We start from the raw sequence: 24211 nt of genomic DNA on the forward strand, positions 1-24211 counted from the left end.
GCCCGCCCCCGTTCCGTCACGCCGCCGGCACCGTCCGCTCCGGCGTGTTCCAGCCGGAGACCCGCACACTCGGCGCCGAGCCGTGCAGATCGGCCGTCCGGTAGGTGGCGGTCAGCGTCACCGACTCGCCCGGCCACAGGCTCACCTCGTTGTCCGACCAGCGCACCGGCAGCACCGGCTTGCCCCGCCCGTCCACGAGGTGCACGTCCGTCAGCAGCGCGGGAGTCTTCCCGCTGCCCGTGTTCCGCAGGGTGACCGTCGTGGTCGAGGTGCCCCCCGACGACTCGGTGGCCGCCGTCGCCGGCACCGGCACCCGCGCCATCGAGGCGAGCCCCTTGAGATCGGCGTAGCTCGTCGTCGGTGTGTAGTACCAGGTGGTGCCGTTCCAGTCGAGGGTGTCGGGCCGGGTGGAGAGCCAGTACACGTTCCGGCTCACCTCCTTGCCGTCCGCGTCCGTCAGGACCAGCCGGAGCAGATACGTGGACGGCAGTCCGCTCACCGCGGACGGCAGGGTGAGGGCGGTGCCGTGGGCCCCGTCGCCGCTCACCTTCAGTCCGCTGACGGCCTTGTCGTACCTCTGTGTGCCGTCGGGGTCGAAGAGCGTGGCGCGCGCGGTGAGTCCGCTCGCCGCGGCGTGCCGGTGGTTGACGACGACGACCGAGCGGTTGTCGTAGGAGTACTGGACGTGGAGCGGCTCGTTCGCCTTCTTCACGCCGAAGTAGGCCCCGCCCTGGTCCAGGTAGCGGTCCGTCAGCTGCCAGTGCAGGGAGGTCCAGCCGCTGTTGAACATCCAGTGGATGACTCCGGTGGAGGGCCGCGCGGAGTCCGTGGCGTTGCGGTCGTACGCCTCGAACTGGGCGCGGACGTTCTCGTACTGGGCCAGCTGGGCCTTGCGCACATAGTCGGCGAGGCTCGTGGGGGAGCCGTAGCGGCCGGTGAGGGCGGCGTCGTAGATCTTGAGCGTGCCGAAGACCGGGGACGGCGAGCGGTGGTACTGCTTGGCGTCCGGGTCCTTCCAGAGGGTGTCCAGTTCGGCGGGGGTCAGCATGCGGCGCAGGGTGTCGAGGGTGGGGATGCTGGGACCCGCGCTGGTCTCGGAGTTGAAGCCGGTGGCCCCGCCCTCGCGTTTGGCGTACCAGTAGGCGGGCGGCACCCAGTCGTACGGCCCGGTCATCTTCATGCCCGAGCCGCCGAGCCGGGGCGAGGGCTTCTCGGAGGCGGCGGAGACCACCGGAACGGGCCAGTCGGCGGCCTTCAGCGCGTCCAGGTAGGTCTTCTCGATCCTCGCGTCGGGGGCGAAGTCGCTGCCGATCAGGAAGGAGATCACGCTCGGGTGGTCGCGCAGCCGGGCGGCCTCGGCGGCCATGGACGCCTTCGCCACGGGGTAGTCGGCGGCGGTCCAGGGGTCGCCGGACTCGCCGCTCCCGTTGACCTGGCCCTCCCACTTGTCGCAGCACTCCCAGCCGGGGAGGGTGAGCACGCCGTAGCGGTCGGCCAGGTCGAAGAACTCGTCCGGCTCCAGGTGCCCTTCCAGGCGGATCGTGTTCAGGCCCAGGTCGAGCGCGTACTTCAGCCGGTCCTCGACATAGCCGCGGTCCCAGCGCAGGAACTCGTCCGGGGACCAGCCGCCGCCCTTGATGAGCAGCTTGCGGCCGTTGATCCGGTACTGGCGTGCGCCGTCGGCGTTCAGGGGCGCCCGGACGTCACGGATGCCGAAGGTCTGGTGCGCGGTGTCGGACGTCGTACCGGCGACGGACGCGGTGAGGTCGAGGCCGTACAGCGGTTGCCCGCCCATGCCGGCCGGCCACCACACCTTCGGCGAGGTGAGACGCAGGCCAGGGGTGTCGGCGGGGGAGAAGGTGACGGTCCTGGTCTCGTGGGCGGCGAGCGGGACCCGGCGGGTGAACGCCGTCGCGCCGATGTGCCCGGTGACCACGGCCGTGACCGCGGCGCCGGTGTCGTTGCGGACCTGTGCCTTCACCGTCAGGTCGGCGGTGGCCAGCGACGGCACGGCCAGCGCGGTGACGACATGGGCGTCGCGCAGAGCCACCGGGCCACCCCTGCGGACCACGACGTCCCGGACGATCCCCATGTTCCGGTCGGCCGGCGGCTGGAGCCAGTCGATCCAGCCCATGGTGAGGTTCTTGTCCGGGTCGTTGGGCTGGACGCGGAAGGCGACCGTGTTGGTGCCGGACCGGATCAGCGGGGTGACGTCCAGCTCGTGGTGCGGGTAGGCGCCCGTGACGTCCGCGGCCTTCGCCACCCGGTGGCCGTTGACATAGACGTCGGCCGCCGAGATCACCCCGCTGAAGTCGAGGAAGGTGCGCCGGGTGGTGTCCTCGACGGTGAAGTCGGAGCGGTACCACCAGGGGACCTGGAAGTCCGCCTTGGGGATCTTCCGCTGGTTGGTGGAGTAGAACGGATCGGCGTACACGCCGTCCGCGAGCAGCGCGGCCAGGACCGTCGAACGGGGACCCGCCGGGAACCAGCCCCTGGCCGGATAGCCGGGGGAGGAGACGGCCGCCGGTGAGTCGCTCACCTTCGCCGAGGACTGGATGGCGAATCCGCCGAGCGGGGCACCGGTGCCGGCCGCCGAAGGGACGCGGGTGACCGGGGCGGGCCCGTGCGGCGGCGCCGGATGCCGGACGCCGGCCCAGGCGCCGCTGGTCAGGGAGCCGAGCAGGCCGAGGACCAGCGCGGTGACGGCGTATCGGCGGGTGGGGACGGGGCGAGAGAACATGGCAGCAGCACCGGCCTCGTAAAGTTAGGAAACTTTACTAACGGGCCTCAAGCTAGGGCGCCGCACGGGCCGTGTCAACGACCTTGGCGCTGACAGGCCTTGAGGAAGGGCTCAGCTTCCGGCCGCCCGGCACGCGAACACCAGGTCGCGGGCCGTGTCCAGGGCCGTGGCGACCGCACCGAGCAGGACCGCGTCCTCGCCGAGCCGGCTCGGCGCGATCCGGGGGCGCAGCGGGGTGAGGGTGCGCACATGCTCCTGGACCGGGCGCAGCAGCAGGTCGACACTGTGGCCGACGCCGCCGCCGAGCACCACCAGGTCCGGGTCGAGCACGGCGGCCGCCGCCGCCACGGTGTGCGCGATCCGCTCGCCCTCCAGCTCCACCGCGCGCGCGGCGGCCGGATGGCCCTGCCGGGCCGCGTCGAAGACCGCCTTCGCCGTGAGCTGCCCGCTCATCCCGAACTCCCGGGCCGCCTCCACCACGGCCACCCCGGACACCGCGTCCTCCAGCCGCTCCGGCTTCTGCCGGCCCGGCCAGGGCAGGAAGCCGATCTCGCCGGCCAGCCCGTGCGCCCCTGTGAACAGCCGACCCTCGCTGACGACGCCCATGCCGAGTCCGGTGCCGATCAGGATGTACGCGAACAGCCGGCTGCCCCTGCCCACGCCGTACGTGTACTCGCCGAGCGCGGCGAGATTGGCGTCGTTGTGCACCTCCAGCGGTACGCCCAGCTCCTCGCGCATCCGGTCGACGAGCCCCGGCCGCCCCCAGCCGGGCAGGTGCATCGCGTACCGCACCCGCCGCTGCTTCGGGTCGTAGACACCGGGGGTGCCGACCACCCCGTGCACCACCTCGGCGGGGTCCACGCCCGAATTGGCGATCACCTGGCGGGCGGTGCCCACGACCAGATCGGCCAGTGCCGCGGAGGCACGGGCCCGGTTGCGTACGTCGGACCGGGCGACGACCGTGCCGTCCAGGTCGGCCACCGCCACCCGCAGCCAGCTCCGGCCGATGTCCACGCCGAGTGCGTACCCGGCGGCCGGGTCGGGGGCGTAGAGCACGGCGGTGCGTCCGCGCTCCGGGGCCTGGGTGCCGACCTCGTGCACCAGGCCGGCCGTCTCCAGGGAGGCCAGCGCGCTGGAGACCGTCGGCTTCGACAGGCCGGTCTCACGGGCGAGTTGGGCGCGCGAGGCGGCGCCGAGGGCGCGCAGCCGGTCCAGCAGCAGCCGCTCGTTGGTGCTGCGCAGCCGCCGGCGGCTCCAGGGCTCCTGCGGCTCTTCGACGTCACTGGCGGTCATCGGACCATTCTCAGGTATTCCCGGCGCCTACTTGACGCCCCTAGTAAGGCTCCTTAACTTTATCGGCCAGTCAGCCCGCCGGGTGCCGAGGCCGCCCGTGGCGTCAGGAGTCCCCATGTCCGGTAGTCCGCCGCCCCCGGGTGGTTTCGTCCGCCGTGTCGGCCTGTTCCAGGCCACGGCCATCAACATGAGCCAGATGTGCGGCATCGGCCCGTTCGTCACGATCCCGCTGATGGTCACCGCCTTCGGCGGCCCCCAGGCGGTCATCGGCTTCGTCGCGGGCGCCGTCCTGGCGCTGTGCGACGGACTGGTCTGGGCCGAGCTCGGTGCCTCGATGCCCGGCTCCGGCGGCAGTTACGTCTATCTGCGCCAGGCCTTCCAGTACCGCACGGGCCGGCTGATGCCGTTCCTGTTCGTGTGGACGGCGATGCTCTTCATCCCGCTGATCATGTCCACGGGCGTGGTCGGCTTCGTGCAGTACCTGGGCTATCTGGCCCCCGGTCTCGGGCGGACGGCGGGCGACCTGACCGGCCTCGGCGTCATCGCCCTGGTCGTGCTCCTGCTGTGGCGCGGCATCGAGCACATCGCCCGGATCACCACCGTGATGTGGACCGTGATGATCGCCTCGGTGCTGCTGGTGATCACCGCCGCGGCCACCGACTTCAGCCCGCACCTGGCCTTCACCTACCCCTCGGGCGCCTTCGACCTGGCCGGCGACCGCTTCTGGCTCGGCTTCGCCGCGGGCCTGACCATCGGCATCTACGACTACCTCGGCTACAACACCACCGCGTACATGGGAGCCGAGATCAAGGACCCCGGCCGGACGCTCCCGCGCTCGATCCTGTTCTCCATCCTCGGCATCATGGCGATCTACCTGCTGCTGCAGATCGGCACCCTAGGCGTCGTCGACTGGCGGCGGATGACCGACGCGCACGACATCGCCTCCACCTCGGTCGCCTCGGCGGTGCTGGAGAAGACCTGGGGCAAGGGCGCCGCCGACACGGTCACGGTGCTGATCCTCGTCACGGCCTTCGCCTCGGTCTTCACCGGCCTGCTCGGCGGTTCCCGGGTCCCCTACGACGCCGCCCGCGACCGCGTCTTCTTCCGGCCGTACGAGAAGCTGCACCCGCGGCACCGCTTCCCGACGCTGGGCCTGGCGACCATGGGCGTGATCACCGCGGTCGGTTTCCTGATCGGCCGCCACACCGACCTGGCCACCCTGATCCAGCTGCTGACCACGGTGATGGTGATCGTCCAGGCGCTCGCCCAGATCCTGGCGCTGACCGTGCTGCGCCGGCGCCGGCCGGACCTGCGCCGCCCCTACCGGATGTGGCTCTACCCCCTGCCGAGCATCATCGCGTTCGCCGGCTGGTGCGTGATCTACGGCTACGCCGACAGGAACTCCCCGGGCCGTCACCCCATCGAGTGGTCGCTGGCCTGGCTGGCCCTCGGCTGTGCGGCCTTCGTCGTCTGGGCGGGGCTGGAGAAGGTGTGGCCGTTCGGCGAAAGGGAGATCACCGAGGAGTACAAGGCCTTTGAGATGAGCTAGAGTTGCGGCAGTCTTCGCGAGCCTCCCCGGATCGGACGCCATGTCCGCCGGGGACGCTGCGTTGATGACCGAGACATTCCCGGCGGACGTGACCGTCTGCCCCGCAGCCCCCGAGGACCGGCCCACCGTCGAACGGCTGTGGCTGCTGTTCCGCCACGACCTGTCCGAGTCCGAGGGCACCCTGCCCGGCCCGGACGGCACCTTCCGCGGCGAGCGGGTCGAGTACGCCCTCACCCGGCCGGACTGGGCGCCGTACCTGTTCCTGAAGGACGGGCGTCCGGCCGGCTTCGCCTTCGTCCGCGGGCTGGACGGGCCCGTGCGGGTGCTGAACAGCTTCTTCGTCGTACGCGGCGCACGGCGGCGTGGTGTCGGCACCCGCCTCGCGCAGGACGTGCTGCGCCGGCACCCCGGCGCCTGGGAGATCGCCTTCCAGAAGACCAACCCGGCCGCCGTACGTTTCTGGCCGCACGTCGCCCGGTCGCTGGCCGGAGATGCCTGGACCCGTGAGCTCCGGCCGGTGCCTGACCGGCCGGAGCTCCCCCCGGACGTGTGGATCTCGCTCGCCGTGACCGGCTGAGCGGGAGCCGGACGCCTTGACGTGCAAGTAATTGCCTGCATAACGTTGAGTGTGCGATCGGAGGACGTCACCGGGATGGACAAGGTCTTCAAGGCGCTGGCCGACGACACGCGCAGGCGCCTGCTGGACCGGCTCCACGAGAACAACGGCCAGACGCTGGGCGAGCTGTGCGAGCGGATCGCCATGACGCGCCAGTCGGTCACCCAGCATCTCGCCGTCCTGGAGGCCGCCAACCTGATCGGCACGGTGCGGCGGGGGCGGGAAAAGCTGCACTACCTCAACCCCGTGCCGCTCCACGAGATCCAGGAGCGGTGGATCGACAAGTTCGAGCGCCCGCGCCTGGACGCGCTCGGTGCCCTGAAGCGACGAGCCGAGGAAGCCATGACCGACAAGCCGGGTTTCGTGTACGTCACCTACATCGCGAGCACGCCCGAGAAGGTCTGGGAGGCGCTCACCGACGCCGACCTGACGGCCGCCTACTGGGGCCACCGCAACGAGTCCGACTGGCGGCCGGGCTCCCCCTGGGCGCACGTGCGCACCGACGGTTCGGGAACCGCCGACGTGGTCGGCCGGGTGGTGGAGAGCCAACCGCCGACCCGGCTGGTCGTCACCTGGGCCGCGCCCGACCGGGCGGATCAGGAGGACCGGCACTCCCGCGTCACCTTCGAGATCCGCCCGCACGAGGACATCGTCCGGCTGACCGTCGTCCACGAGGACCTCAACGACGAGGGTGAGCGCTCGGACGTCGCGTCCGGCTGGCCGGCCGTGCTGTCCAACCTCAAGTCGCTGCTGGAGACGGGCCGCACGCTGCCGCAGGAGCCCTGGCTGGTGCCGGGACGCTGAGCGGTCGCAGCGGAGGCCGGTCCGCCGTGCGGACCGGCCTCACCTCGTGCGTGTCTGCTGCGTCTTCCTTCCTCGCCGCCTCCGGCTACGGCCTGGGGGTGCTCCTCGCCGCCGTACCGGCGCAGACGAGTCCGAGTACGAGCGCGAGTGCGCCGATGACGACGTTGTTGATGATCACGCCCGCGTCCGGGCCGCTGCCCACGATCCAGGGGGCGATGATCATCCAGATGCCCATGGCGCACATGGCCCAGCTGAGGCCGTACATCCGCTCGGGGGCCCGGGTGAATCCGAGTGCCAGCAGCCCTATCGCGATACCGATGATCAGGTTGTGGGTCATGAGGGCGGGCTGGCTCGCCGTGTAGTGCACTATCCACGGAGATGCCGCGCAGTAGAGACCGAGCAGGAAGACCGGCCCGTCCACGAGCGCCACATCACGACCGCCGAGCATGCGGGCGTAGCGATCCCGCATTTCGGAGACATCGGGGTGGGTTGTCATATCACCCCTGTGCAGGTTGGCCATGACTCGTCTCCTTTGACTTCGCAGGCCAGACCGCCACTTGGTGCGGTGTGCGGATACCGCTTACGTTCCCAGTTTGCCCTTATTTATTCTTTATGTGTAGAGCCGCACCGGTGACATGCCGGTCGCGTACGAGAACGCCGGCAGCGGGGCCGGCGAGCTGTCCGGACGCGGGCACACCACCGGCCGACGGCGTCGGCGGCGGCCACGACACCTGGGCCACCGCCTCCGGCGGGACCGGCCCCCGACGGTCGATTCCCGGTCGCCTTCCGGCCCGGCTCCGCGGTACGGCGTCCGCCGTCTCCGCCCCTGTTCCCGAGCCGACCAACCGGCCCTGCGAGACTCCGGGTTCATGACACGAGAAGCGAGCGATGTTCCCGGGGCCGTCACTTGGGGCCTGCTGGCCGCGTGGGCCGTGCACGACACCGAGGAAGCGGTGATGGTGCCGCGCTGGGTGCGCACCCATGTCCCGGAGCTGCGCAAGAGGTTTCCCCGGGTGCCGGAGGCGGTGTGGCGGCGGCTGGAGGCCGTGGACGCACGGGAGTTCGGCACCGCTGTCGCCGCCATGGCGGTGGTGCTGGCCGCCGCGGCGGCCGACGGCCACCGGACCGGGGGCCGTTCGGCCGTCTACCAGACGGCGCTCAACGCCTTCGGCCTGCACGGCCTGGTCCACCTGGCCCAGGCGGCCGCGGTGCGCGGCTACACCCCGGGCTCCGCGACCACCCCTCTGGTGGTCCTCCCCTTCACCGTGTGGGCCCGCGGCCGCCTCCGTCGTTCCGGCGCACTGCGCCCCACCCGGCCCCGGCAACTGGCCGAAGGCCTCGCCTTCGCCGCGACAGCCGCGGTCGCCACCCACGCACTGGCCCAGGGCATACCGCGCCGACGGTGACACCGGACACCCGTCCCGCCGACGGTGGAGGCAGGGCGCCGGCTCAGGTGGCTGCCAGAGCTCGCAGATGGGCTGCCCTGGACTCCGCCGTCTGCCCCTGTACCAGCAGGAACAGCGCCTCCCGGGCCAGGCGCTGGGCGCGGCTCGTCAGGGTCATCGACCGGCCGCCGCCGGCCACCACCGCCGCGGTGGTGGCCGTCCGCAGCACCTCGTACGACTCCGCGCGCACCGCCAGCCGCTCCGCGACCCGCTCCAGCGGTGCCGGATGGTCGGCCAGGGCGTAGGCGCGGCGGCGGACGTCGGCGAGCCGGGCCGTGAGCGGGGCGGCCGTCTCCGCGTCCACCAGGGACAGGGCGGCCTCCGTGAGGCCGAAGACCGCCGGGTTGGCGTTGAGCGTCCTGGCCCGGTCCAGGGGCGCCAGCCGCTCGTACGGCATCCGCAGGGCAACCGACTCCTCCGGCAGCCACAGTCCGGTCAGCTCCAGCGACACCGTGCGCGCGGCGGTGAGCGCCGCGAGGCGCAGCGGTTCCGAGGCTCGCAGCCCCGGCTGCACGCGCGCCTCGGCGAAGGCGAGCAGTGCCTCGCCCGCGTCGGTCATCCCGGCGAGCAGCATCACGTCGTTCAGGCCCCACCCGGTGTACCAGGGCACGGTCCCGTCGAACCGCCACCCACCGCCCTCCCGGCGCACGCGTACCGGGACACGCGGGTACGACCGCAGGTGCGCGTAGGCCACCCCGGACATCAGCTCGCCCCGCGACAGCGGACCCAGCAGCCGCTCGCGGACCGGGAGTCCGCTCAGCGCCAGAATCCGCACGGGCGTGTGGTGCTGGGCCTGTACGAACCATGTCGAGCAGCACGCCCCGGCCAGGATCTCCGCGGTCCGGCGGACCACGTCCGGCGGGGCCTCGGAGCCGCCGGACGCGACCGGAGCGCCCACGCCGAGCAGCCCCGCACTCTTCACGGCCTCGATGTGGCTCACCGGCACGGCCTCCTGGTCGACCCGCTCGGCCTCGGGGATCAGCAGGTCCGTGGCGAGCCGGTGGGCGCGGTCGAGGAGCGGATGCGGCGTGGTGGCTGTCATGCGGAAGATTCTGTCGAACGGGTCCGGCCGGCCGGCGGTATTCCGCCCGCCCCGACCCGGGACCGACCCCACGCGCAGACGTGACCCCCATCACTCTGATAGCCGGAATGAACTTGAGGACCTGAAAGGTTGGCAAATGCATCTACCTTCTGTCTGGACCCAGGTGCGGCCCGAGCCGCCCGTGCATGAACAGCGAGGCATCCGTGAACCACCCCGCCACCGAGCAGCCCGCCGACATCGTGGCCCGGCTGCGCGCCACCTTCGCCACCGGCCGCACCAGGTCCGTCGAGTGGCGCACCGGCCAGCTGCGCCGCCTGCGCGCGATGCTCACCGAGCGCGGCGCCGACCTCGCGGCCGCCCTCCACGCCGACCTGGGCAAGAGCAGCACCGAGGCCTACCGCACCGAGATCGACTTCACCGTCCGCGAGATCGACCACACCCTCGACCACCTCGCCGACTGGCTGCGCCCCGAGCCCGCGCCCGTCCCGGCCCACCTCGGCGCCGACGCGAGGGCCTGGACGCAGTACGACCCGCTCGGTGTCGTCCTCGTCATCGCGCCCTGGAACTACCCGGCGCAGCTGCTGCTCGCCCCGATGGTCGGCGCCCTGGCCTCCGGCAACGCGGTCGTCGCCAAGCCGAGCGAGCTGGCCCCGGCCACCTCGGCCGCGCTGGCCGAGCTGATCCCGGCCTGTCTCGACACCGACGCGGTCGCCGTCGTCGAGGGCGGCGTCCCGGAGACCACCGCCCTGCTGGCCGAGCGCTTCGACCACATCTTCTACACCGGCAACGGCGCCGTCGGCCGGATCGTGATGCGCGCCGCCGCGGAGCACCTCACCCCGGTCACCCTCGAACTCGGCGGCAAGTCCCCGGTGTTCGTGGACCGCGACGCCGACCTCCACGTGGTCGCGGACCGGCTCGCGCGCGGCAAGTTCCTCAACGCCGGCCAGACCTGCGTCGCCCCCGACTACGTGCTGACCGACCCGGAGACCGCCGCCGCCCTGGAGACGGCACTCGTCCGGGCCGTGGAGGCGCTGTACGGCACGGACCCGGCGGCCTCGCCCGAGTACGGCCGGATCGTCAACGAACGGCACTTCGACCGGCTCACCGGCCTCCTCGGCTCCGGCCGGATCGCGGTCGGCGGCACGAGCGACCGTACGGCCAAGTACATCGCGCCCACCGTCCTCGCGGACGTCGACCCCACGTCGCCCGTCATGCAGGAGGAGATCTTCGGCCCGATCCTGCCCATCGTCACCGTGTCCGGCCTGGACGAAGCGATCGGCTTCATCAACGACCGCGACAAGCCGCTCGCGCTGTACGTCTTCGCCGAGTCCGAGGAGACCCGGGCGCGCATCGCCGCCGAGACCTCCTCCGGCGGCCTCGGCCACGGCCTGCCCCTCGCCCATCTCACCGTCTCCGACCTGCCGTTCGGCGGCGTGGGGGAGAGCGGCATGGGCAGCTACCACGGCCGCTACTCCCTCGAGACGTTCAGCCACCGCAAGGCGGTCCTGGAGAAGCCGCTCAGCTGAAGTGCCGTACGCGGCGCGCCAGATGTGCGACACTCCGCCGGATGAGCGCTGAAACGATCACCGCGGACGCTTCCGGCACCTTCACGCTGGGCGACCTGCCCGTCCACCGCGTCGGCCTCGGAGCCATGCGGCTGACGGGCAGCGCCGCGTTCCACCTCGGCACCCCCAGCGACCGCGCACGCTCCCTGGCCGTGCTGCGCCGGGCCGTCGAACTGGGTGTGAACCACATCGACACCGCCGCCTTCTACTTCTCCGCCACGCGCTCCGCCAACGAACTGATCAACACCGCGCTCGCCCCGTACGCCGACGACCTGGTCATCGCCACCAAGGTCGGCCCCTTCCGCGACTACCACGGCGAGTGGGGCACCTCGGCCCGCCCCGACCAGCTGCGCGGCCACGTCGAGGAGAACCTGCGCCAGCTGGGCCGCGACCACCTCGACGTCGTCTACCTGCGGCGGATGCGCCAGGACTCCATCGCCGAGCACTTCGGCGCGCTCGCCGCACTGCGCGAGGCCGGCCTGATCCGGCACCTCGGCATCTCCGGCGTCGCCCCACGCCACCTCGCCGAGGCACTGGAGATCGCCCCGGTGGTGTCCGTGCAGAACCGGTACGCCCTGGACCGCCGCGACCCCGCCGACGTCGAGATGCTGCGCCTGTGCGGCGAACAGGGCATCGCCTTCGTGCCGTTCTACGCCGTCGCCGGCCAGGCCGGAGAGCGGGCCGCGACCGACGATCACGACGACACCGTGCGCGACATCGCCCGCGCCCACGGCGTGAGCCCCGCCCAGATCCGCATCGCCTGGACCCTGCACCAGGGCCCGCACGTCCTCGCCATCCCCGGCACCGGCGACCCGGACCACCTCGTGGAGAACGTCGCCGCGGGCGCCCTGCGCCTCACGGCGGACGAACGGAAACGGCTGGACGCGCTGGACACCATCGCGGGCTGACCGGCTCCGAGGCCGCGGTCCGGACGGCCGCCCCTCCGACGACGGCTGCCCGGCACAGCCGTACGAACGTCGGGTTGACTACCATCCTGTAGACGGTCGTACCGGCCGCAGACGAGGACGGGGTGAGGAACGTTCCATGACCGAGGCGAAGGACGAGCGCCGGCCGGCGGGCGAACTCGAAGCGAGCGTCATGGCCGCACTCTGGGCCGCGGGCGGCCCCCGGACGCCCGGCGAGGTCCAGCGGAGCCTCGGCACGGACCTGGCCCGTACGACGGTGACCACGATCCTCACCCGCCTGTACGACAAGGGCGTCGTCGAGCGGCACCGCCAGGGCCGGGGCTACGCCTACGTCCCCGTCCGGGACGTCCAGGACGCCCATGGCCTCACCGCCCGCCGGATGCACAGCGAACTGGACCGGGACAGCGACCGCGAGACGGTCCTCGCCCGCTTCGTCGCCCAGCTCAGTCCCGACGACGAACGCATTCTGCGGGACCTGCTCGAATCCGGCGACCGATGACCGCACTGCTCCTGCTGCCCCTGCTGCTGCCGTTCGCCCTGCCGGCCCTGGCCCGCCGGGCGCTGGACCGGCTGGTCCCGGTGGCCGCGCTATGGGCCGTCACCGCCTGTGCGGTCCTCCTCGCCGGCTGCTCGCTGGCCGCCCTCGGCGCGTTCGTCCTGACCGGCCTCCTCAAGATCCCGCTCTTCGCCGCGCTCGGTGAGCTGATCCACCCGCTGCGCACCGCCTCGGACCTCGTCGTGCTGCCGGCCGCCGCGACCTCCGTCGGCGCGCTCGCCGTCTGCGGCTGGACCCTCGTCCGCTCGGTGCTGCACCAGAGCCGCGCCTTCCGCGCGGCCCGGACCGAGGCGGGGCGCGGCCCCGCGGCCGGCGACCTGTGCGTGGTGGACTCGCCCCGCCCCGACGCCTACGCGCTGCCCGGCCGCCCGCACCGCATCGTCGTCACCACCGCGATGCTCCGCAGCCTGGACGGGCCCGAGCGGGAGGCGCTGTTCGCGCACGAGCGGGCGCACAACGACGGCGGCCACCACTACTTCCTCGCCGCCGCCGAACTCGCCGCGCACTGCCATCCGGCGCTGCGCCCGGTCCGCGAGACCATCCGCCTCGCCGCCGAGCGCGCCGCCGACGAGGCCGCCGCCGCCCGGGTCGGGGACCGGCGCCTGATCGCCCGGGCCATTGCCCGCGCGGCACTCGCCGGGCAGGCCGCCCGCTCCGAGCGTCCCGGCTTCGCCGCCGCCGCGACCACCGGCCCCGTGCCGCAGCGCGTCCAGGCCCTGCTCGCCGCTCCGCTCGTGCCCCGGGCCGGCCGGACCGTCGCCGGCCTCCTCATCGCCTGCACCGCCGTCTCCTGCGTGGCCTCGGCGGCAGGAATGGCCGAGGTCCACCACCGGGTCGAGGTCGCCCAGGGCGACGAGACGCCCTGACCCCGCCGCCGCTACGGCCCGCGCTCCGGAACGGCCCCTGGCAACGCGCGTAGAACTGGGACTGGCGCCCGTTGGGTTTTACGTATAACCTCACCCGCTAACCACCCTCACCGGAAGGTCCCGATGCGACGCGTCGCCCTGGTCACCCTCGTCGTCGACGACTACGACGAGGCCATCCGCTTCTACACCGAGGCCCTCGGATTCCGGCTGGCCGAGGACGCCCCGCGCCCCGACGGCTCCCGCTGGGTCGTCGTCGAGCCGGGCGGCGACGCAGCCGGCACCGGTCTGCTCCTGGCCCGCGCCAAGGGCGAGGACCAGCGGGCCCGGATCGGCGACCAGACCGGCGGACGCGTCGGGTTCTTCCTGCACACCGACGACTTCGCCCGCGACCACGCCCGGATGACCGCGGCCGGCGTGACCTTCCTGGAGGAGCCGCGCCACGAGCCGTACGGCACCGTCGCCGTCTTCCAGGACCTCCACGGCAACCGCTGGGACCTGCTCCAGCCCGCCGCCTGACCCCCTTGAGAACCACTCGCGAACCACTGCTGAGGAAAGCCCTGCCATGACCGCGCCCCGCATCGACACCGAGACCCTCCGCCGGCTCCCCAAGGCCGTGCTGCACGACCACCTCGACGGCGGCCTGCGCCCCGCCACCGTCGTCGAACTCGCGGCGGAGATCGGTCACACCCTGCCCACCACCGACCCCGACGAGCTGGCCGCCTGGTACTTCGAGGCCGCCAACTCCGGCGACCTGGTCCGCTACATAGCCACCTTCGAGCACACCCTCGCCGTCATGCAGACCCGCGAGGGCCTGCTGCGCACCGCCGAGGAGTACGTCCTCGACCTCGCCGCCGACGGTGTCGTCTACGCCGAGGTGCGCTACGCCCCCGAGCTGAACACCAGGGGCGGGCTGACGATGAGCGAGGTCGTGGAGACCGTACAGGAGGGCCTGGCCGCCGGTATGGCCAAGGCCGCCGCGGCGGGCACCCCCGTCCGGGTCGGCACCCTGCTGTGCGGCATGCGGATGTTCGACCGGGTCCGGGAGGCCGCCGAGCTGGCCGTCACCTACCGCGACGCCGGGGTCGTCGGCTTCGACATCGCCGGCGCCGAGGACGGCTTCCCGCCCGCCGACCACCTGGCCGCCTTCGAGCACCTGCGCCGCGAGAGCGTGCCCTTCACCATCCACGCCGGTGAGGCGCACGGCCTGCCCAGCATCCACCAGGCCCTGCAGGTGTGCGGCGCCCAGCGCATCGGCCACGGCGTGCGCCTCACCGAGGACATCCCCGACCTCGCGGCCGGCAAGCTCGGCCGGCTCGCCTCCTGGGTGCGCGACCGCCGTATCGCCCTGGAGATGTGCCCCACCTCCAACCTGCAGACCGGCTGTGCCACCTCGATCGCCGAGCACCCGATCACGGCCCTGAAGGACCTGGGCTTCCGGGTCACCCTCAACACCGACAACCGTCTGGTGTCCGGTACGACGATGACCCGCGAGATGTCCCTGCTGGTCGAGGAGGCCGGCTGGACCGTCGAGGACCTGCGCACGGTCACGGTGAACGCCCTCAAGAGCGCGTTCATCCCGTTCGACGAGCGCAAGGCCCTCATCGAGGACGTGGTCCTGCCGGGTTACGCGGCCGCGCTCTGAACGAGCCCCCTGAGGTAGGCGGCCTGTCCGATGTGCTGAAGGTCGTCGGACAGGACGCTCACCAGGCGCACGCCCAGGCTGACCGGGGGATCCCAGCGCTCGTCCACGATCCGTTCCAGATCCCTGGCGGCGAGGGAGCGCAGAGCGCCGAGCGTCTGCTCGTGGACGGCGTCGTAGTACCCGGTCAGCTGGTCGGCCGACTCGACCCGCACCTTCGCGACCTTCGCGGGGCTGTGCCCGTAGCCGGTGTCATGCCGGGGCAGGTCGAGGCCGAAGCGCTTCTCCCAGCCCTGGGACAGCCACACCTGGTCGAGGCCGAAGGCGTCGGCGATGTGGTCGTCCTGCACCCGGGTGAGGTGCCAGACCAGCCAGGCGACGGAGTTGGCGCCGGGGGCCGGGCGGTGGTGCAGTTCCTCCGGTCCGAGGCCGTCGAGGGCGGCATGGACTTCTTCCTGGATGCGGCCGAAGCCGTCGATGAGGATGTCCTTTGCATGCATACCGTCCACCCTCCCAAACAGCGGGCGCTCACGCGTCCGGAATCCAGGTCCCGCAGGCCCCTGTCCCGCCCCCGGACTCCAGGAGCCTGACGAGTGCCCGGGCGGCGGGACCGGTGGCCCCTTCCGGCGGCAGCAGCGCCACCGTCTCGTACTCCGCCTCGCCCGTGCCCTTCAACGGCAGCGCCGTGAGAGACGGCCGCTTGTGCCGGAAGTGCCGGGGTACGACCGCGATCCCCAGGTTCTCGTCCACCAGGTCCAGCAGGCTGTGCACGTCGTTGACCTCCAGCGCGACCGTGCGCCGGACACCGGCCGCGGTGAACGCGGCGTCCGTGGTGCGGCGCGGACCCCAGTCCGGATGGAAGTCCACGAACACCTCACCGGCCAGGTCGTCCAGGGCCGCTGCCGCGCCGGCCGACGCCAGCCGGTGGCCGGGATGGCACAGCACGGTCATCGGCTCACTGGTCAGCGGCACCGAGCGCAGCCGGTCGGTGTCCGCCTGGGTGCGGTAGGCGAAGGCGAGGTCGAGCCGGCCGGCCCCGACCTCCTCGGCCAGCGCGCCCGAACCGGCCTGCCGCAGCCGGATCTCCACGTCCGGATGCCGCCCCCGGAACGCCGCCAGCAGCCGGGCCACCCGCACCCCGGCGATGCACTGCTCGGTGCCCAGCGCCAGCGTGCCGCGCACCACACCCTGCACCGCCGCCACCGCCTCGTGCGCCGCCCGCACCTGAGCCAGGATCCGCTCGGCCTCCACCAGCAGCGCCCGCCCCGCCTCGGTGAGCGTCACCCGGCGGGTGGTGCGCACGAACAGCGGCGCCCGCAGCTCCCGCTCCAGCGCCCTGATGGACGCCGACAGCCCCGACTGCGACACCATCAGGCGCTCGGCGGCCCGGGTGAAATGCCGCTCCTCGGCGACGGCGGCGAAGTGCTGGAGATGGCGCAGTTCCATGATTGAGAACCCTAGCCGCTGAATTCCATCGGATTCTTCTGTTGGACCGATGCCCGGCGGGCGGGGAAGAGTGGGAAGCGGTTGCCCGGAGCGCAGGCTCGCGAGCCGGGACGACCGTGACCGTGTGCCAACCCCTCTGGAGTCGCGTTGTACACCGCACACCCCGACCGCTACGGCGACATGCCCTACCGGCGCACCGGACGCAGCGGGCTGAAACTCCCCGCGCTGTCCCTCGGCCTGTGGCACAACTTCGGCCCGGACCGGCCCGTCGAGACGCAGCGCGCCATCCTGCGCCGCGCCTTCGACCTGGGCGTCATCCACTTCGACCTCGCCAACAACTACGGCCCGCCGCCCGGCGCCGCCGAATCCGCGCTCGGCGAGGCACTCAAGGCCGACTTCGCGCCGTACCGCGACGAGCTGGTGATCTCCACCAAGGCCGGCTACCTCATGTGGCCCGGCCCCTACGGCGAATGGGGCTCGCGCAAGTACCTGCTCTCCTCGCTCGACCAGAGCCTGACCCGGATGGGCCTGGACTACGTCGACATCTTCTACTCGCACCGCCCCGACCCGGACACCCCGCTGGAGGAGACGATGGGCGCGCTGCACACCGCGGTGCAGCAGGGCAAGGCCCTCTACGTCGGCGTCTCCAACTACTCGGCGGAGCAGACCCGCGAGGCCGCCCGTATCCTCGCCGACCTCGGCACCCCGCTCCTCATCCACCAGCCGCGCTACTCGATGCTCGACCGGCGCCCCGAGGACGGGGGACTGCTCGACGCCCTGGACGAACTGCGGATCGGCTCCATCGCCTACTCCCCGCTGGAGCAGGGGCTGCTCACCGGCCGCTACCTCGACGGCATCCCGGAGGACTCCCGCGCGGCGAGCGACAGTCCCTTCCTGAACTCGGACGCGGTCACCAAGGACCTGGTCGCCCGGCTGCGCGCCCTCGACGCGATCGCCCAGTCCCGCGGCCAGAGCCTGGCCCAGCTGGCGCTGGCCTGGGTGCTGCGCGGCGGCCGGGTCACCTCGGCGCTGGTCGGCGCGAGCAGCCCCCAGCAGGTCGAGGACAGTGTCGGCGCGGTCCGCAACCTGGACTTCGACGCCGAGGAACTGGCCCGGATCGACGCGATCGTGCGTCCCTGAACACTCCGGCTGCCGGGCCCGCGCCCCCGCCGCTCCCGCCGCGGGGGCCGGAGCCCGGCTCCGGCGGGCGGTGTCAGGCGCCCGCCGGAACCCGGTCCAGGAAGCCCAGGACCTGCCGGATCCGGCCCTCCTCGTCCAGCGTGACGACGTCGAACCCCGCCACCGGAGCCGATCCCTCGGCCTCGTTCACCAGCTCCCAGCCGAAGCGGGCGGTGTCGTGGTGTCCGTCCACCGTGCCGAGCGGACGGAAGACGAACCCCGGGAACTGCTCGTGCACCGCCGCGATCACCGCCGCGATGCCCTCGTGGCCGCGGACCTCGGCAAGGGGGTCGGTGTAGCCGCCGTCCGCCGTCCACGCGGCGGCGACCGCCTTCTTCCGTGCCTCCGGCTCGGTGGCGTTCCAGGCCTCGAAGTAACGGGCCGCGGCGGTCTCGTAGCGTTCGGTGTTCACGGACATGGTGAATCAGCCTCCATCGAGGTCGTAGCTGCCGGTCGGAGCCGGATCCGGGGCTTCGCCGATCCGGTGTGACCACCATGCCGGAGGTCCGGTGGGCGGGTCGATTACCTGCCGGGTCATGCCCGAGGGCGCGAACACGCCGACGCGTTCCGGCCAGAGCGGGTGGTGAATATGTCAACAGACTGGCCGGAAAGTCATGGTGACACTGTTTCGGGAGTGGCGATACTCGAACGCCAGGGGCACTTCACCGCACAGGAGCCGCACGCAGAGCGAGGTCCAGGCCGGCACACCAGCGAGGCGACGGGGGAGTGAGACGTGCACGACGAATTCCTGTGCCATGTCACGGCGTACGGCATGTGCGACGGCCGGCGCATCGGCGTACCGCTCGGCACCTATCGCGCACCGACGCTGGCCCTGGCCCTGTGGTGGCTGCGGGACCGGGCGTCCTGGATCGCCGAGCGCCTCGACCCGAGCCCGGAGGACCCGGCCATCCCGGCGGGCGCGCTGGTGCCGGTGGCCGACACGGTGGCCGATGTGCCCGCCCTGCTGCGTGCCTGGTGTGCCGATGACGTCCGGCAGGAGCTGGTGGCCGACGAGCTGGCGGGCGGACGGCTGGTGCGGATCGCCGCCAGCGACGACACCACCGAGTACGAACTGCTCGCCGAGTCGGTGGACGCGCTGCGCATGCAGCGCACCCTGCCGGTGCTCGTGATGCCCGTCGCCTGACACGTGTCCACGCCGCCGGACACTCCTGACCGCGACGGCGATACGGACGGAGCGCCCGGGGGCTAAGGCTCCTTCGCCTCGCCCCGACTGTGCAGCGGGCGCGCCAGCAGACCGCCCAGGAAGCCCGCGACCAGCCCCCACAGCGCGCCCAGGCCCACCGCCTGCCACAACCGCGGCTTGAGGAACAGCTCTCCGGACAGCCCGCCGCCCAGGTCGCCGATGCCGAGCAGGGACAGTCCGTAGTGCGCCGAGCTGCGGCCGGTCAGGCAGATCATCAGCACCGTCAGCGCCAGCGCCACGGCCAGGTGAACGGCGTGCTGCCACGGGCGTATCCGGGCCGGTGAGCGGACCGCCATCCGGACGGCCACCGCCAGCAGCAGGATCGCGTCCACCACCAGCAGCCACCACCACCGGCCGTCGCGGTCGGTGAGCGATCCCAGGTTCAGCACGGAGGCATCAGGGGTGCGCAGAATGGCGTCCAGGACGTGCGGCATCGGCAGGCCGAACGGGCCGTCCACGCGGCCGTCCCAGGTCGCCCCCATGCCGAGGGTCAGAGCCAGCCAGGCCAGATTGGGCAGGCCGAGCAGGATCAGCGCGAAGGTCTCGGGGGCGTGCCCACGGGTGGCCGCCGTGATCAGGGCGATGCCGAGGCCGACCACGACGTAGGCGAGGAGCAGGGTCACCACCGCGTGCGCCGCCGGACGCACCGACTCCTGGAAACGCAGCAGCCGTCCCGGCAGCGGTGCCCCGTACGCGACGAGCAGCGCCAGCAGCAGCACCCCGGCCAGCCACAACAGGCCGAACAGCACCGTCAGCGGCACGTCCGTGGTGAACCCCACCTTCGGCGCCACGTCGAACAGCCCGGTCAGGTCGCTCAGGGTGCCGCGGCCCACGTCGACGGCGAAGGTCTGCCGCGCGCCGAAGGCCAGGCCGATCAGCACGAGCAGCCACAGCACGGCGATCCGGGCGGCCCAGCCGGCCAGTTCGCCCGCCGAGGCCACCGCCCGGTGCCGCAGCGGGCGCAGGAAACCCGCCCCGGTCACCAGGGCACCGGCCAGGGTCACCGACAGGGGGATCACGGTGATCCCGGCCCGCGTCTGCGCCAGGGCCCCCGCGTTGCCGGAGAGTTCCACGCTGCCGCCCACCGCTGTGACCAGGGTCGCGGCCACCACCCTCGGGAACGCGCCGTCCGGCAGGTCCGCCGCTCCGGCCGCCCACAGCCCGAGCGCCGAAACCAGCACCATGACGGCCAGCCCGGTCAGCACCGTGGCCACGGCCCGCGTCCAGCCGTGGTGGGCGGCGGGCCGCGCGGAGACGGTCGGAGCGCTCACGCTTGCCACGCTAAGCAGCGGCCCGGCACCGCGCCCGCCGAGTGGGCCGTCCGCGCCGCCGGACGCCGGCTGGAGTGCCGAACCTCCGTCTTCCGGCGGACGGAGCCCCGCGTGACCATCCCCTGTGCGCGGTGGGCGAACGCCCCGGGGGACTGGCGAGCGCGGCCCGGGGTACGAGGAGGGGTGCAGCAGGTGACCGGCCGGACCGGGTTTTCGAGAGAGGCGGCATGACGAAGCATCTGGGCGGGACAGTGATACCGACTGGTTTCGACGTACCCGTGGAGCCGCTACGGCGCGCGGCGCACTACACCGGCGAACCCGGCTGCATCGCCGAGGCGCGCCTCTTCGCCTCCCAGTTCCTGGAGCAGTTGCGAACCGAGTGGTGCGCCACCGCCGACCGGAGCGCCGACGGCGAGCTGCTGCTGGTCGTGAGCGAACTCGTGACCAACGCCGACCGGCACAGCAACGGCCCGTTCATCCTGGAACTCGAAGGCACCGACAGCGCCGTCACCGTGTGCGTGTACGACAGCAGCTCCGCCCTGCCCCGCCGCTATCCGACGGACCCCGAACGCGTCGGACGGCACGGTCTGGAGATCGTGTGCGCCCTGGCCTCGGAAGTCACCGCGGAGCGCGTACCCGTCGGCAAGCGGGTACGGGCCCGCTTCGAACTGCGGCGCTGAGGGCGGCGGACGTACCGCCGCCCCGCGGTCAGCCGCTCCCGGGGCCGGCTCAGGCGCAGCCCAGCTCGCCCAGCATCCCCTCGCGCAGCCGGGTGATGATCCGCTTGATCAGCCGGGACACGTGCATCTGGGAGCAGCCGAGCCGTTCCCCGATCTCCGCCTGGGTGGCCTCCTCGACGAACCGCAGATGGATGATCTGCCGGTCCCGCTCGCTGAGTTCCGCCATCAGCGGGGCGAGCGCGTGGTAGTCCTCGACGAGCCGCAGCCCCTCCTCCTCCACACCGATGAAGTCCGCGAGCACCGCCTCGCCGTCCTCGGCGCCGTCGCCGGTGAGCGCGGCGTCCAGAGAGGCGGAGTTGTACCCGTTGGAGGCGAGCTGGGCCTCCACCACCTCGTCCTCGGAGATGTTCATCAGCGTCGCCAGCTCGGCCACCGTCGGGTCCCGGTCGAGCCGGCTGGACAGCTCCTCGCGCGCCTTGGCCAGCTCCACCCGCGCCTCCTGGAGCCGGCGCGGCACATGCACCGCCCAGGTGGTGTCCCGGAAGAACCGCTTGATCTCGCCCACGATGTACGGCAGCGCGAAGGACGTGAACTCCACCTCGCGTGCCAGCTCGAACCGGTCGATGGCCTTGATCAGGCCGATCATGCCGGTCTGGACGATGTCCTCCATGTCGTCGCCCCGGCCTCGGAACCGCCCGGCCGCGAACCGGACCAGGGACATGTTCATCTCGATGAGCGTGTTCCGCGCGTACTGGTACTCGGGCGTGCCCTCCTCCAGCTCGGTCAGCCGGCGGAAGAACTGGCGGGACAGCTCCCGTGCGTCACGGGGTGCGACGGACGCGGGGTCCGCGATGCCGGGCAGTGATACCTCGCCTGTCCCGTCCTGCTCGGTCCTCGCGGTGACCTCTGCCTGCGACCGGATCCCGGCGGTGTTCATTGCCTCTCCCACGAAAGTCACGGTTCTCCGTCTGCCTCGGTGGCTACTTTTGCCCGTTTCTCACCGTTTGTTCTGGATACCCGAAACGCTGTTCTTCATGCGTGCGGGTGGTCTCACTCACGGGGCGGGTACCCGCAGTCACGTCTCGCATGCACGCCGAATTGCTCAGTGGCGGGAAACGGGCTGCACCGGTGTTTCCCTCAGGGCGCAACGCCGGGGCTCTTGTCCGAGGGCCCACCGCGCCTACGCTGACCCGGGTGACGAACCAGTTGAACAACGAAGTCCGCACACGGAGCGCAGAGGACGCGGAGGCCAAGGAGCCGCTGTGGCGCGATCTGGTCGGTGAGGTGCTGCGCCGGGAGCGGCGGGCACAGGACCGCACCCTCAAAGAAGTCGCCGACGCGGCCGGGATCTCGCTGCCCTATCTCTCGGAGATCGAGCGCGGGCGCAAGGAGGCGTCCTCGGAGGTTCTCGCCGCCGCGGCGCACGCACTCGGCCTGGGACTCGCCGACCTGCTGTCACTGGCCCACGCCGACCTGACCCACCGCACGGTCCGGCACCTCCGCCCCGCCACGGCCCGCCCCGGCAGCACCCTCTGCCTGGCAGCCTGAGCCGCCCCGGCCGCCGCACCCGGCGGGCGTGTCACCCCTCGCGGAGCCCGCGGAAGAACGCTCGGATGTCGGAGATCAGGAGATCCGGCTCTTCCAGGGCCGCGAAGTGGCCGCCGCGGTCGAACTCGGTCCAGCGGACCAGGTTCTCGGTCCGCTCCGCCTTGTGCCGCAACGGGATCTGGGGGTCCGCCGGGAACACGGCCAGCGCGGTCGGCGCGGTCGACGGCTCGGCCGGCTGCCACGCCCGGTCGCCGGTGACGTGGGCCCGCTCGTAGTAGATGCGGGCGGACGACCCCGCCGTACCGGTCAGCCAGTACAGCATCACGTTGGTCAGCAACCGGTCCCGGTCCACCGCCTCCTCCGGCAGCTCCTCGCAGTCCGCCCACTCCCGGAACTTCTCGACCACCCAGGCGAGTTGACCGACGGGCGAGTCCGTCAGGGCGTAGGCGAGGGTGTGCGGACGGGTGGACTGCAGGGCGGCGTAACCGGCGCCGTCCCGCGACCACGCGTCCCACCCGCGCCAGGACCGCAGGGTCCGCTCCCGCTCCTCGGGGCCGAGCGCGGCCAGCTCCTCCTCGGTCGGCTCGGTGAGCGCCTGAGCGCCGGGCAGCAGATTGAGGTGGACGCCGATCACCCGGTCCGGACGGACGCGGCCCAGCTCGCGCGAGATCGCCGCGCCCCAGTCGCCGCCCTGGAGCCCGAACCGCTCGTAGCCGAGCCGCCGCATCAGCTCCGCCCAGGCGTCGGCCACCCGGCGCGCCTCCCAGCCCCGCTCGAAGGTGGGCCCGGACAGCCCGAAGCCGGGGATGCTCGGCACGACCACGTGGAAGGCGTCCGCCGCGTCGCCGCCGTGCGCCACGGGGTCGGTGAGCGGCCCGACCAGGTCCAGGAACTCCACGATCGAGCCCGGCCAGCCATGGGTGATCACCAGCGGTGTGGCGTCCGGCTCCGGGGAGCGGACGTGGGCGAAGTGGACCCTGGCGCCGTCGATCGTGGTGGTGAACTGCGGCCACCGGTTCAGCTCGGTCTCGGCGGCGCGCCAGTCGTACTCGTGCCGCCAGTACCGGACCAGCTCGCGCAGATAGCCGGCCGGGACGCCGTACTCCCAGCCGGCTCCGGGCAGTTCGGCCGGCCAGCGGGTGCGGTCGAGGCGGTCGTACAGGTCGTCGAGGCCGCTCTGCGGGACGGACAGCCGGAAGGGTTCGATGCGTTCGGCAGGCGTGGAGGTCATGATCGGGATGCTAGGCGGGGACCCCGTTCACCCGCCCGGATTAATCGGTGCCCACGCCGATGAGTTCCGCCGCGAGGACCGGTCGACACTGTGACCGCGTTCCCCCAGGAGGTACACATGACCACCGACGGATTCACCACCTGTCTCTGGTTCGACGGCCAGGCCGAGGAGGCCGCGCAGTTCTACGTGTCGGTCTTCGAGAACTCCGCCGTCGGCCGCGTCAGCCGCTACACCGACGCCGGGCCCGGGCAGGCCGGCTCCGTGCTCACCGTCGAGTTCACGGCCAACGGCCAGAAGTTCGTCGCGCTCAACGGCGGCCCCGAGTTCACGTTCAACGAGGCCGTCTCCTTCCAGATCATGTGCGCCGACCAGGAGGAGATCGACCACTACTGGACCAGGCTCACCGAGAACGGCGGCGAGGGCGGCCCCTGCGGCTGGCTCAAGGACAGGTACGGCGTCTCCTGGCAGGTCGTCTACGACCGGCTGCCCGAGATCATCACCGACCCCGACCAGGAGAAGGTCGCCCGCACCATGAAGGCCATGATGGGCATGGGCAAGCTGGACGTCGCCGCACTGGACAAGGCGTACGCGGGGGAGTAGCGCAGTCCCGG

25 protein-coding genes are annotated in these 24211 nt (G+C 72.3%); 15 read left to right on the forward strand and 10 right to left on the reverse strand.

Annotated elements, in window-relative coordinates; genetic code table 11:
* Positions 1–16: 16 nt before the first annotated feature.
* Positions 17–2740: a glycoside hydrolase family 2 protein gene (locus tag ABT171_RS29730; protein ID WP_351249126.1), complete on the reverse strand. Its 2724-nt coding sequence runs from the start codon at positions 2738–2740 to the stop codon at positions 17–19.
* Between the two features lie 111 nt (positions 2741–2851).
* The gene (locus ABT171_RS29735) at positions 2852–4033 is read right to left on the reverse strand and encodes an ROK family transcriptional regulator (protein WP_351249128.1); all 1182 of its coding nucleotides are present in this window, start codon (positions 4031–4033) and stop codon (positions 2852–2854) included.
* Between the two features lie 115 nt (positions 4034–4148).
* Between ABT171_RS29735 and ABT171_RS29740 the strand changes: the two genes are divergently transcribed.
* The 3 genes from ABT171_RS29740 to ABT171_RS29750 all read left to right on the forward strand — a co-directional run bounded on the left by ABT171_RS29740 (position 4149) and on the right by ABT171_RS29750 (position 7002).
* Positions 4149–5582 carry an APC family permease gene (locus ABT171_RS29740; RefSeq protein ID WP_351249130.1) on the forward strand — a complete coding sequence of 478 codons (1434 nt, stop codon included), beginning with the start codon at positions 4149–4151 and terminating at the stop codon, positions 5580–5582.
* Between the two features lie 64 nt (positions 5583–5646).
* Positions 5647–6159: a GNAT family N-acetyltransferase gene (locus ABT171_RS29745; protein WP_351249132.1), complete on the forward strand. Its 513-nt coding sequence runs from the start codon at positions 5647–5649 to the stop codon at positions 6157–6159.
* A 75-nt stretch (positions 6160–6234) separates the two neighbouring features.
* Positions 6235–7002 carry an ArsR/SmtB family transcription factor gene (locus ABT171_RS29750; protein WP_351249277.1) on the forward strand — a complete coding sequence of 256 codons (768 nt, stop codon included), beginning with the start codon at positions 6235–6237 and terminating at the stop codon, positions 7000–7002.
* An 85-nt stretch (positions 7003–7087) separates the two neighbouring features.
* Here ABT171_RS29750 and ABT171_RS29755 read toward each other — a convergent pair whose 3' ends face one another.
* On the reverse strand, positions 7088–7522 hold the full coding sequence (locus ABT171_RS29755) for an SPW repeat protein (RefSeq protein WP_351249134.1): 435 nt from the start codon (positions 7520–7522) through the stop codon (positions 7088–7090).
* Positions 7523–7871: 349 nt separating this feature from the next.
* On the opposite strand from ABT171_RS29755, the gene ABT171_RS29760 reads away from it, so the two are divergent.
* Complete coding sequence (locus ABT171_RS29760; protein ID WP_351249136.1) at positions 7872–8408, forward strand: HXXEE domain-containing protein; 537 nt, start codon at positions 7872–7874, stop codon at positions 8406–8408.
* Positions 8409–8451: 43 nt separating this feature from the next.
* Here ABT171_RS29760 and ABT171_RS29765 read toward each other — a convergent pair whose 3' ends face one another.
* Positions 8452–9489, reverse strand: coding sequence for an acyl-CoA dehydrogenase family protein (locus ABT171_RS29765; protein ID WP_351249138.1), 1038 nt, complete (start codon positions 9487–9489; stop codon positions 8452–8454).
* A 203-nt stretch (positions 9490–9692) separates the two neighbouring features.
* Between ABT171_RS29765 and ABT171_RS29770 the strand changes: the two genes are divergently transcribed.
* The 6 genes from ABT171_RS29770 to ABT171_RS29795 all read left to right on the forward strand — a co-directional run bounded on the left by ABT171_RS29770 (position 9693) and on the right by ABT171_RS29795 (position 15044).
* Positions 9693–11015 carry an aldehyde dehydrogenase family protein gene (locus ABT171_RS29770; RefSeq protein WP_351249279.1) on the forward strand — a complete coding sequence of 441 codons (1323 nt, stop codon included), beginning with the start codon at positions 9693–9695 and terminating at the stop codon, positions 11013–11015.
* 41 nt (positions 11016–11056) lie between these two features.
* On the forward strand, positions 11057–11962 hold the full coding sequence (locus ABT171_RS29775; protein WP_351249140.1) for an aldo/keto reductase: 906 nt from the start codon (positions 11057–11059) through the stop codon (positions 11960–11962).
* 136 nt (positions 11963–12098) lie between these two features.
* Positions 12099–12479: a BlaI/MecI/CopY family transcriptional regulator gene (locus ABT171_RS29780; protein WP_351249142.1), complete on the forward strand. Its 381-nt coding sequence runs from the start codon at positions 12099–12101 to the stop codon at positions 12477–12479.
* Positions 12476–13402, forward strand: a complete 927-nt coding sequence (locus tag ABT171_RS29785) for a M48 family metalloprotease (protein ID WP_351249144.1) — start codon at positions 12476–12478, stop codon at positions 13400–13402. The genes ABT171_RS29780 and ABT171_RS29785 overlap by 4 nt, the downstream gene beginning before the upstream one ends.
* A gap of 123 nt (positions 13403–13525) precedes the next feature.
* A complete protein-coding gene (locus ABT171_RS29790; protein ID WP_351249146.1) occupies positions 13526–13918 on the forward strand; it encodes a VOC family protein in 393 nt (130 codons plus the stop codon).
* A gap of 46 nt (positions 13919–13964) precedes the next feature.
* Positions 13965–15044, forward strand: a complete 1080-nt coding sequence (locus ABT171_RS29795) for an adenosine deaminase (protein ID WP_351249148.1) — start codon at positions 13965–13967, stop codon at positions 15042–15044.
* Here the strand turns inward: ABT171_RS29795 and ABT171_RS29800 are convergent.
* Both ABT171_RS29800 and ABT171_RS29805 read right to left on the reverse strand, forming a co-directional pair.
* Entirely contained in the window at positions 15026–15541 is a 516-nt protein-coding gene (locus ABT171_RS29800) for a mycothiol transferase (RefSeq protein WP_351249150.1), read from the reverse strand. The two genes, ABT171_RS29795 and ABT171_RS29800, sit on opposite strands and share 19 nt — an antisense overlap.
* Before the next feature lie 28 nt (positions 15542–15569).
* Positions 15570–16487, reverse strand: coding sequence for a LysR family transcriptional regulator (locus tag ABT171_RS29805; protein ID WP_351249152.1), 918 nt, complete (start codon positions 16485–16487; stop codon positions 15570–15572).
* Positions 16488–16634: 147 nt separating this feature from the next.
* Between ABT171_RS29805 and mgrA the strand changes: the two genes are divergently transcribed.
* Positions 16635–17627, forward strand: coding sequence for an L-glyceraldehyde 3-phosphate reductase (mgrA, locus tag ABT171_RS29810; protein WP_351249154.1), 993 nt, complete (start codon positions 16635–16637; stop codon positions 17625–17627).
* Positions 17628–17700: 73 nt separating this feature from the next.
* On the opposite strand, the gene ABT171_RS29815 is transcribed toward mgrA, so the two are convergent.
* Positions 17701–18084 (reverse strand): nuclear transport factor 2 family protein, encoded by a 384-nt coding sequence (locus ABT171_RS29815; protein ID WP_351249156.1) that lies wholly within the window; start codon positions 18082–18084, stop codon positions 17701–17703.
* A 315-nt stretch (positions 18085–18399) separates the two neighbouring features.
* Between ABT171_RS29815 and ABT171_RS29820 the strand changes: the two genes are divergently transcribed.
* Positions 18400–18810, forward strand: a complete 411-nt coding sequence (locus ABT171_RS29820) for a hypothetical protein (protein WP_351249158.1) — start codon at positions 18400–18402, stop codon at positions 18808–18810.
* Between the two features lie 62 nt (positions 18811–18872).
* Here ABT171_RS29820 and ABT171_RS29825 read toward each other — a convergent pair whose 3' ends face one another.
* Positions 18873–20141 carry a streptophobe family protein gene (locus ABT171_RS29825; protein WP_503077122.1) on the reverse strand — a complete coding sequence of 423 codons (1269 nt, stop codon included), beginning with the start codon at positions 20139–20141 and terminating at the stop codon, positions 18873–18875.
* A 227-nt stretch (positions 20142–20368) separates the two neighbouring features.
* On the opposite strand from ABT171_RS29825, the gene ABT171_RS29830 reads away from it, so the two are divergent.
* Positions 20369–20821 carry an ATP-binding protein gene (locus tag ABT171_RS29830; protein WP_351249162.1) on the forward strand — a complete coding sequence of 151 codons (453 nt, stop codon included), beginning with the start codon at positions 20369–20371 and terminating at the stop codon, positions 20819–20821.
* Positions 20822–20870: 49 nt separating this feature from the next.
* Here ABT171_RS29830 and ABT171_RS29835 read toward each other — a convergent pair whose 3' ends face one another.
* Positions 20871–21758, reverse strand: a complete 888-nt coding sequence (locus ABT171_RS29835; protein ID WP_351249164.1) for an RNA polymerase sigma factor SigF — start codon at positions 21756–21758, stop codon at positions 20871–20873.
* Between the two features lie 257 nt (positions 21759–22015).
* Here ABT171_RS29835 and ABT171_RS29840 point away from each other — a divergent pair, with 257 nt between their 5' ends.
* Positions 22016–22369 (forward strand): helix-turn-helix domain-containing protein, encoded by a 354-nt coding sequence (locus tag ABT171_RS29840; protein WP_351249166.1) that lies wholly within the window; start codon positions 22016–22018, stop codon positions 22367–22369.
* 31 nt (positions 22370–22400) lie between these two features.
* On the opposite strand, the gene ABT171_RS29845 is transcribed toward ABT171_RS29840, so the two are convergent.
* Entirely contained in the window at positions 22401–23600 is a 1200-nt protein-coding gene (locus ABT171_RS29845) for an epoxide hydrolase family protein (RefSeq protein WP_351249168.1), read from the reverse strand.
* Positions 23601–23717: 117 nt separating this feature from the next.
* On the opposite strand from ABT171_RS29845, the gene ABT171_RS29850 reads away from it, so the two are divergent.
* Positions 23718–24200 (forward strand): VOC family protein, encoded by a 483-nt coding sequence (locus tag ABT171_RS29850; RefSeq protein WP_351249170.1) that lies wholly within the window; start codon positions 23718–23720, stop codon positions 24198–24200.
* Positions 24201–24211: the final 11 nt, after the last annotated feature.

This window comes from Streptomyces sp. NPDC001851 (assembly GCF_040297165.1).
Taxonomy (GTDB): domain Bacteria; phylum Actinomycetota; class Actinomycetes; order Streptomycetales; family Streptomycetaceae; genus Streptomyces.

What these genes read in the sequence shown, in the direction of transcription:
- ABT171_RS29745 (WP_351249132.1), top strand. Translation starts at nt 5,647, where the DNA reads ATGACCGAGACATTCCCGGCGGACGTGACCGTCTGCCCCGCAGCCCCC.
- ABT171_RS29805 (WP_351249152.1), bottom strand. Translation starts at nt 16,487, where the DNA reads ATGGAACTGCGCCATCTCCAGCACTTCGCCGCCGTCGCCGAGGAGCGG.
- ABT171_RS29850 (WP_351249170.1), top strand. Translation starts at nt 23,718, where the DNA reads ATGACCACCGACGGATTCACCACCTGTCTCTGGTTCGACGGCCAGGCC.
- ABT171_RS29790 (WP_351249146.1), top strand. Translation starts at nt 13,526, where the DNA reads ATGCGACGCGTCGCCCTGGTCACCCTCGTCGTCGACGACTACGACGAG.
- ABT171_RS29775 (WP_351249140.1), top strand. Translation starts at nt 11,057, where the DNA reads ATGAGCGCTGAAACGATCACCGCGGACGCTTCCGGCACCTTCACGCTG.
- ABT171_RS29750 (WP_351249277.1), top strand. Translation starts at nt 6,235, where the DNA reads ATGGACAAGGTCTTCAAGGCGCTGGCCGACGACACGCGCAGGCGCCTG.
- ABT171_RS29830 (WP_351249162.1), top strand. Translation starts at nt 20,369, where the DNA reads ATGACGAAGCATCTGGGCGGGACAGTGATACCGACTGGTTTCGACGTA.
- ABT171_RS29795 (WP_351249148.1), top strand. Translation starts at nt 13,965, where the DNA reads ATGACCGCGCCCCGCATCGACACCGAGACCCTCCGCCGGCTCCCCAAG.
- ABT171_RS29730 (WP_351249126.1), bottom strand. Translation starts at nt 2,740, where the DNA reads ATGTTCTCTCGCCCCGTCCCCACCCGCCGATACGCCGTCACCGCGCTG.
- ABT171_RS29780 (WP_351249142.1), top strand. Translation starts at nt 12,099, where the DNA reads ATGACCGAGGCGAAGGACGAGCGCCGGCCGGCGGGCGAACTCGAAGCG.
- ABT171_RS29740 (WP_351249130.1), top strand. Translation starts at nt 4,149, where the DNA reads ATGTCCGGTAGTCCGCCGCCCCCGGGTGGTTTCGTCCGCCGTGTCGGC.
- ABT171_RS29835 (WP_351249164.1), bottom strand. Translation starts at nt 21,758, where the DNA reads ATGAACACCGCCGGGATCCGGTCGCAGGCAGAGGTCACCGCGAGGACC.
- ABT171_RS29765 (WP_351249138.1), bottom strand. Translation starts at nt 9,489, where the DNA reads ATGACAGCCACCACGCCGCATCCGCTCCTCGACCGCGCCCACCGGCTC.
- ABT171_RS29800 (WP_351249150.1), bottom strand. Translation starts at nt 15,541, where the DNA reads ATGCATGCAAAGGACATCCTCATCGACGGCTTCGGCCGCATCCAGGAA.
- ABT171_RS29785 (WP_351249144.1), top strand. Translation starts at nt 12,476, where the DNA reads ATGACCGCACTGCTCCTGCTGCCCCTGCTGCTGCCGTTCGCCCTGCCG.
- ABT171_RS29815 (WP_351249156.1), bottom strand. Translation starts at nt 18,084, where the DNA reads ATGTCCGTGAACACCGAACGCTACGAGACCGCCGCGGCCCGTTACTTC.
- ABT171_RS29735 (WP_351249128.1), bottom strand. Translation starts at nt 4,033, where the DNA reads ATGACCGCCAGTGACGTCGAAGAGCCGCAGGAGCCCTGGAGCCGCCGG.
- ABT171_RS29755 (WP_351249134.1), bottom strand. Translation starts at nt 7,522, where the DNA reads ATGGCCAACCTGCACAGGGGTGATATGACAACCCACCCCGATGTCTCC.
- ABT171_RS29760 (WP_351249136.1), top strand. Translation starts at nt 7,872, where the DNA reads ATGACACGAGAAGCGAGCGATGTTCCCGGGGCCGTCACTTGGGGCCTG.
- ABT171_RS29845 (WP_351249168.1), bottom strand. Translation starts at nt 23,600, where the DNA reads ATGACCTCCACGCCTGCCGAACGCATCGAACCCTTCCGGCTGTCCGTC.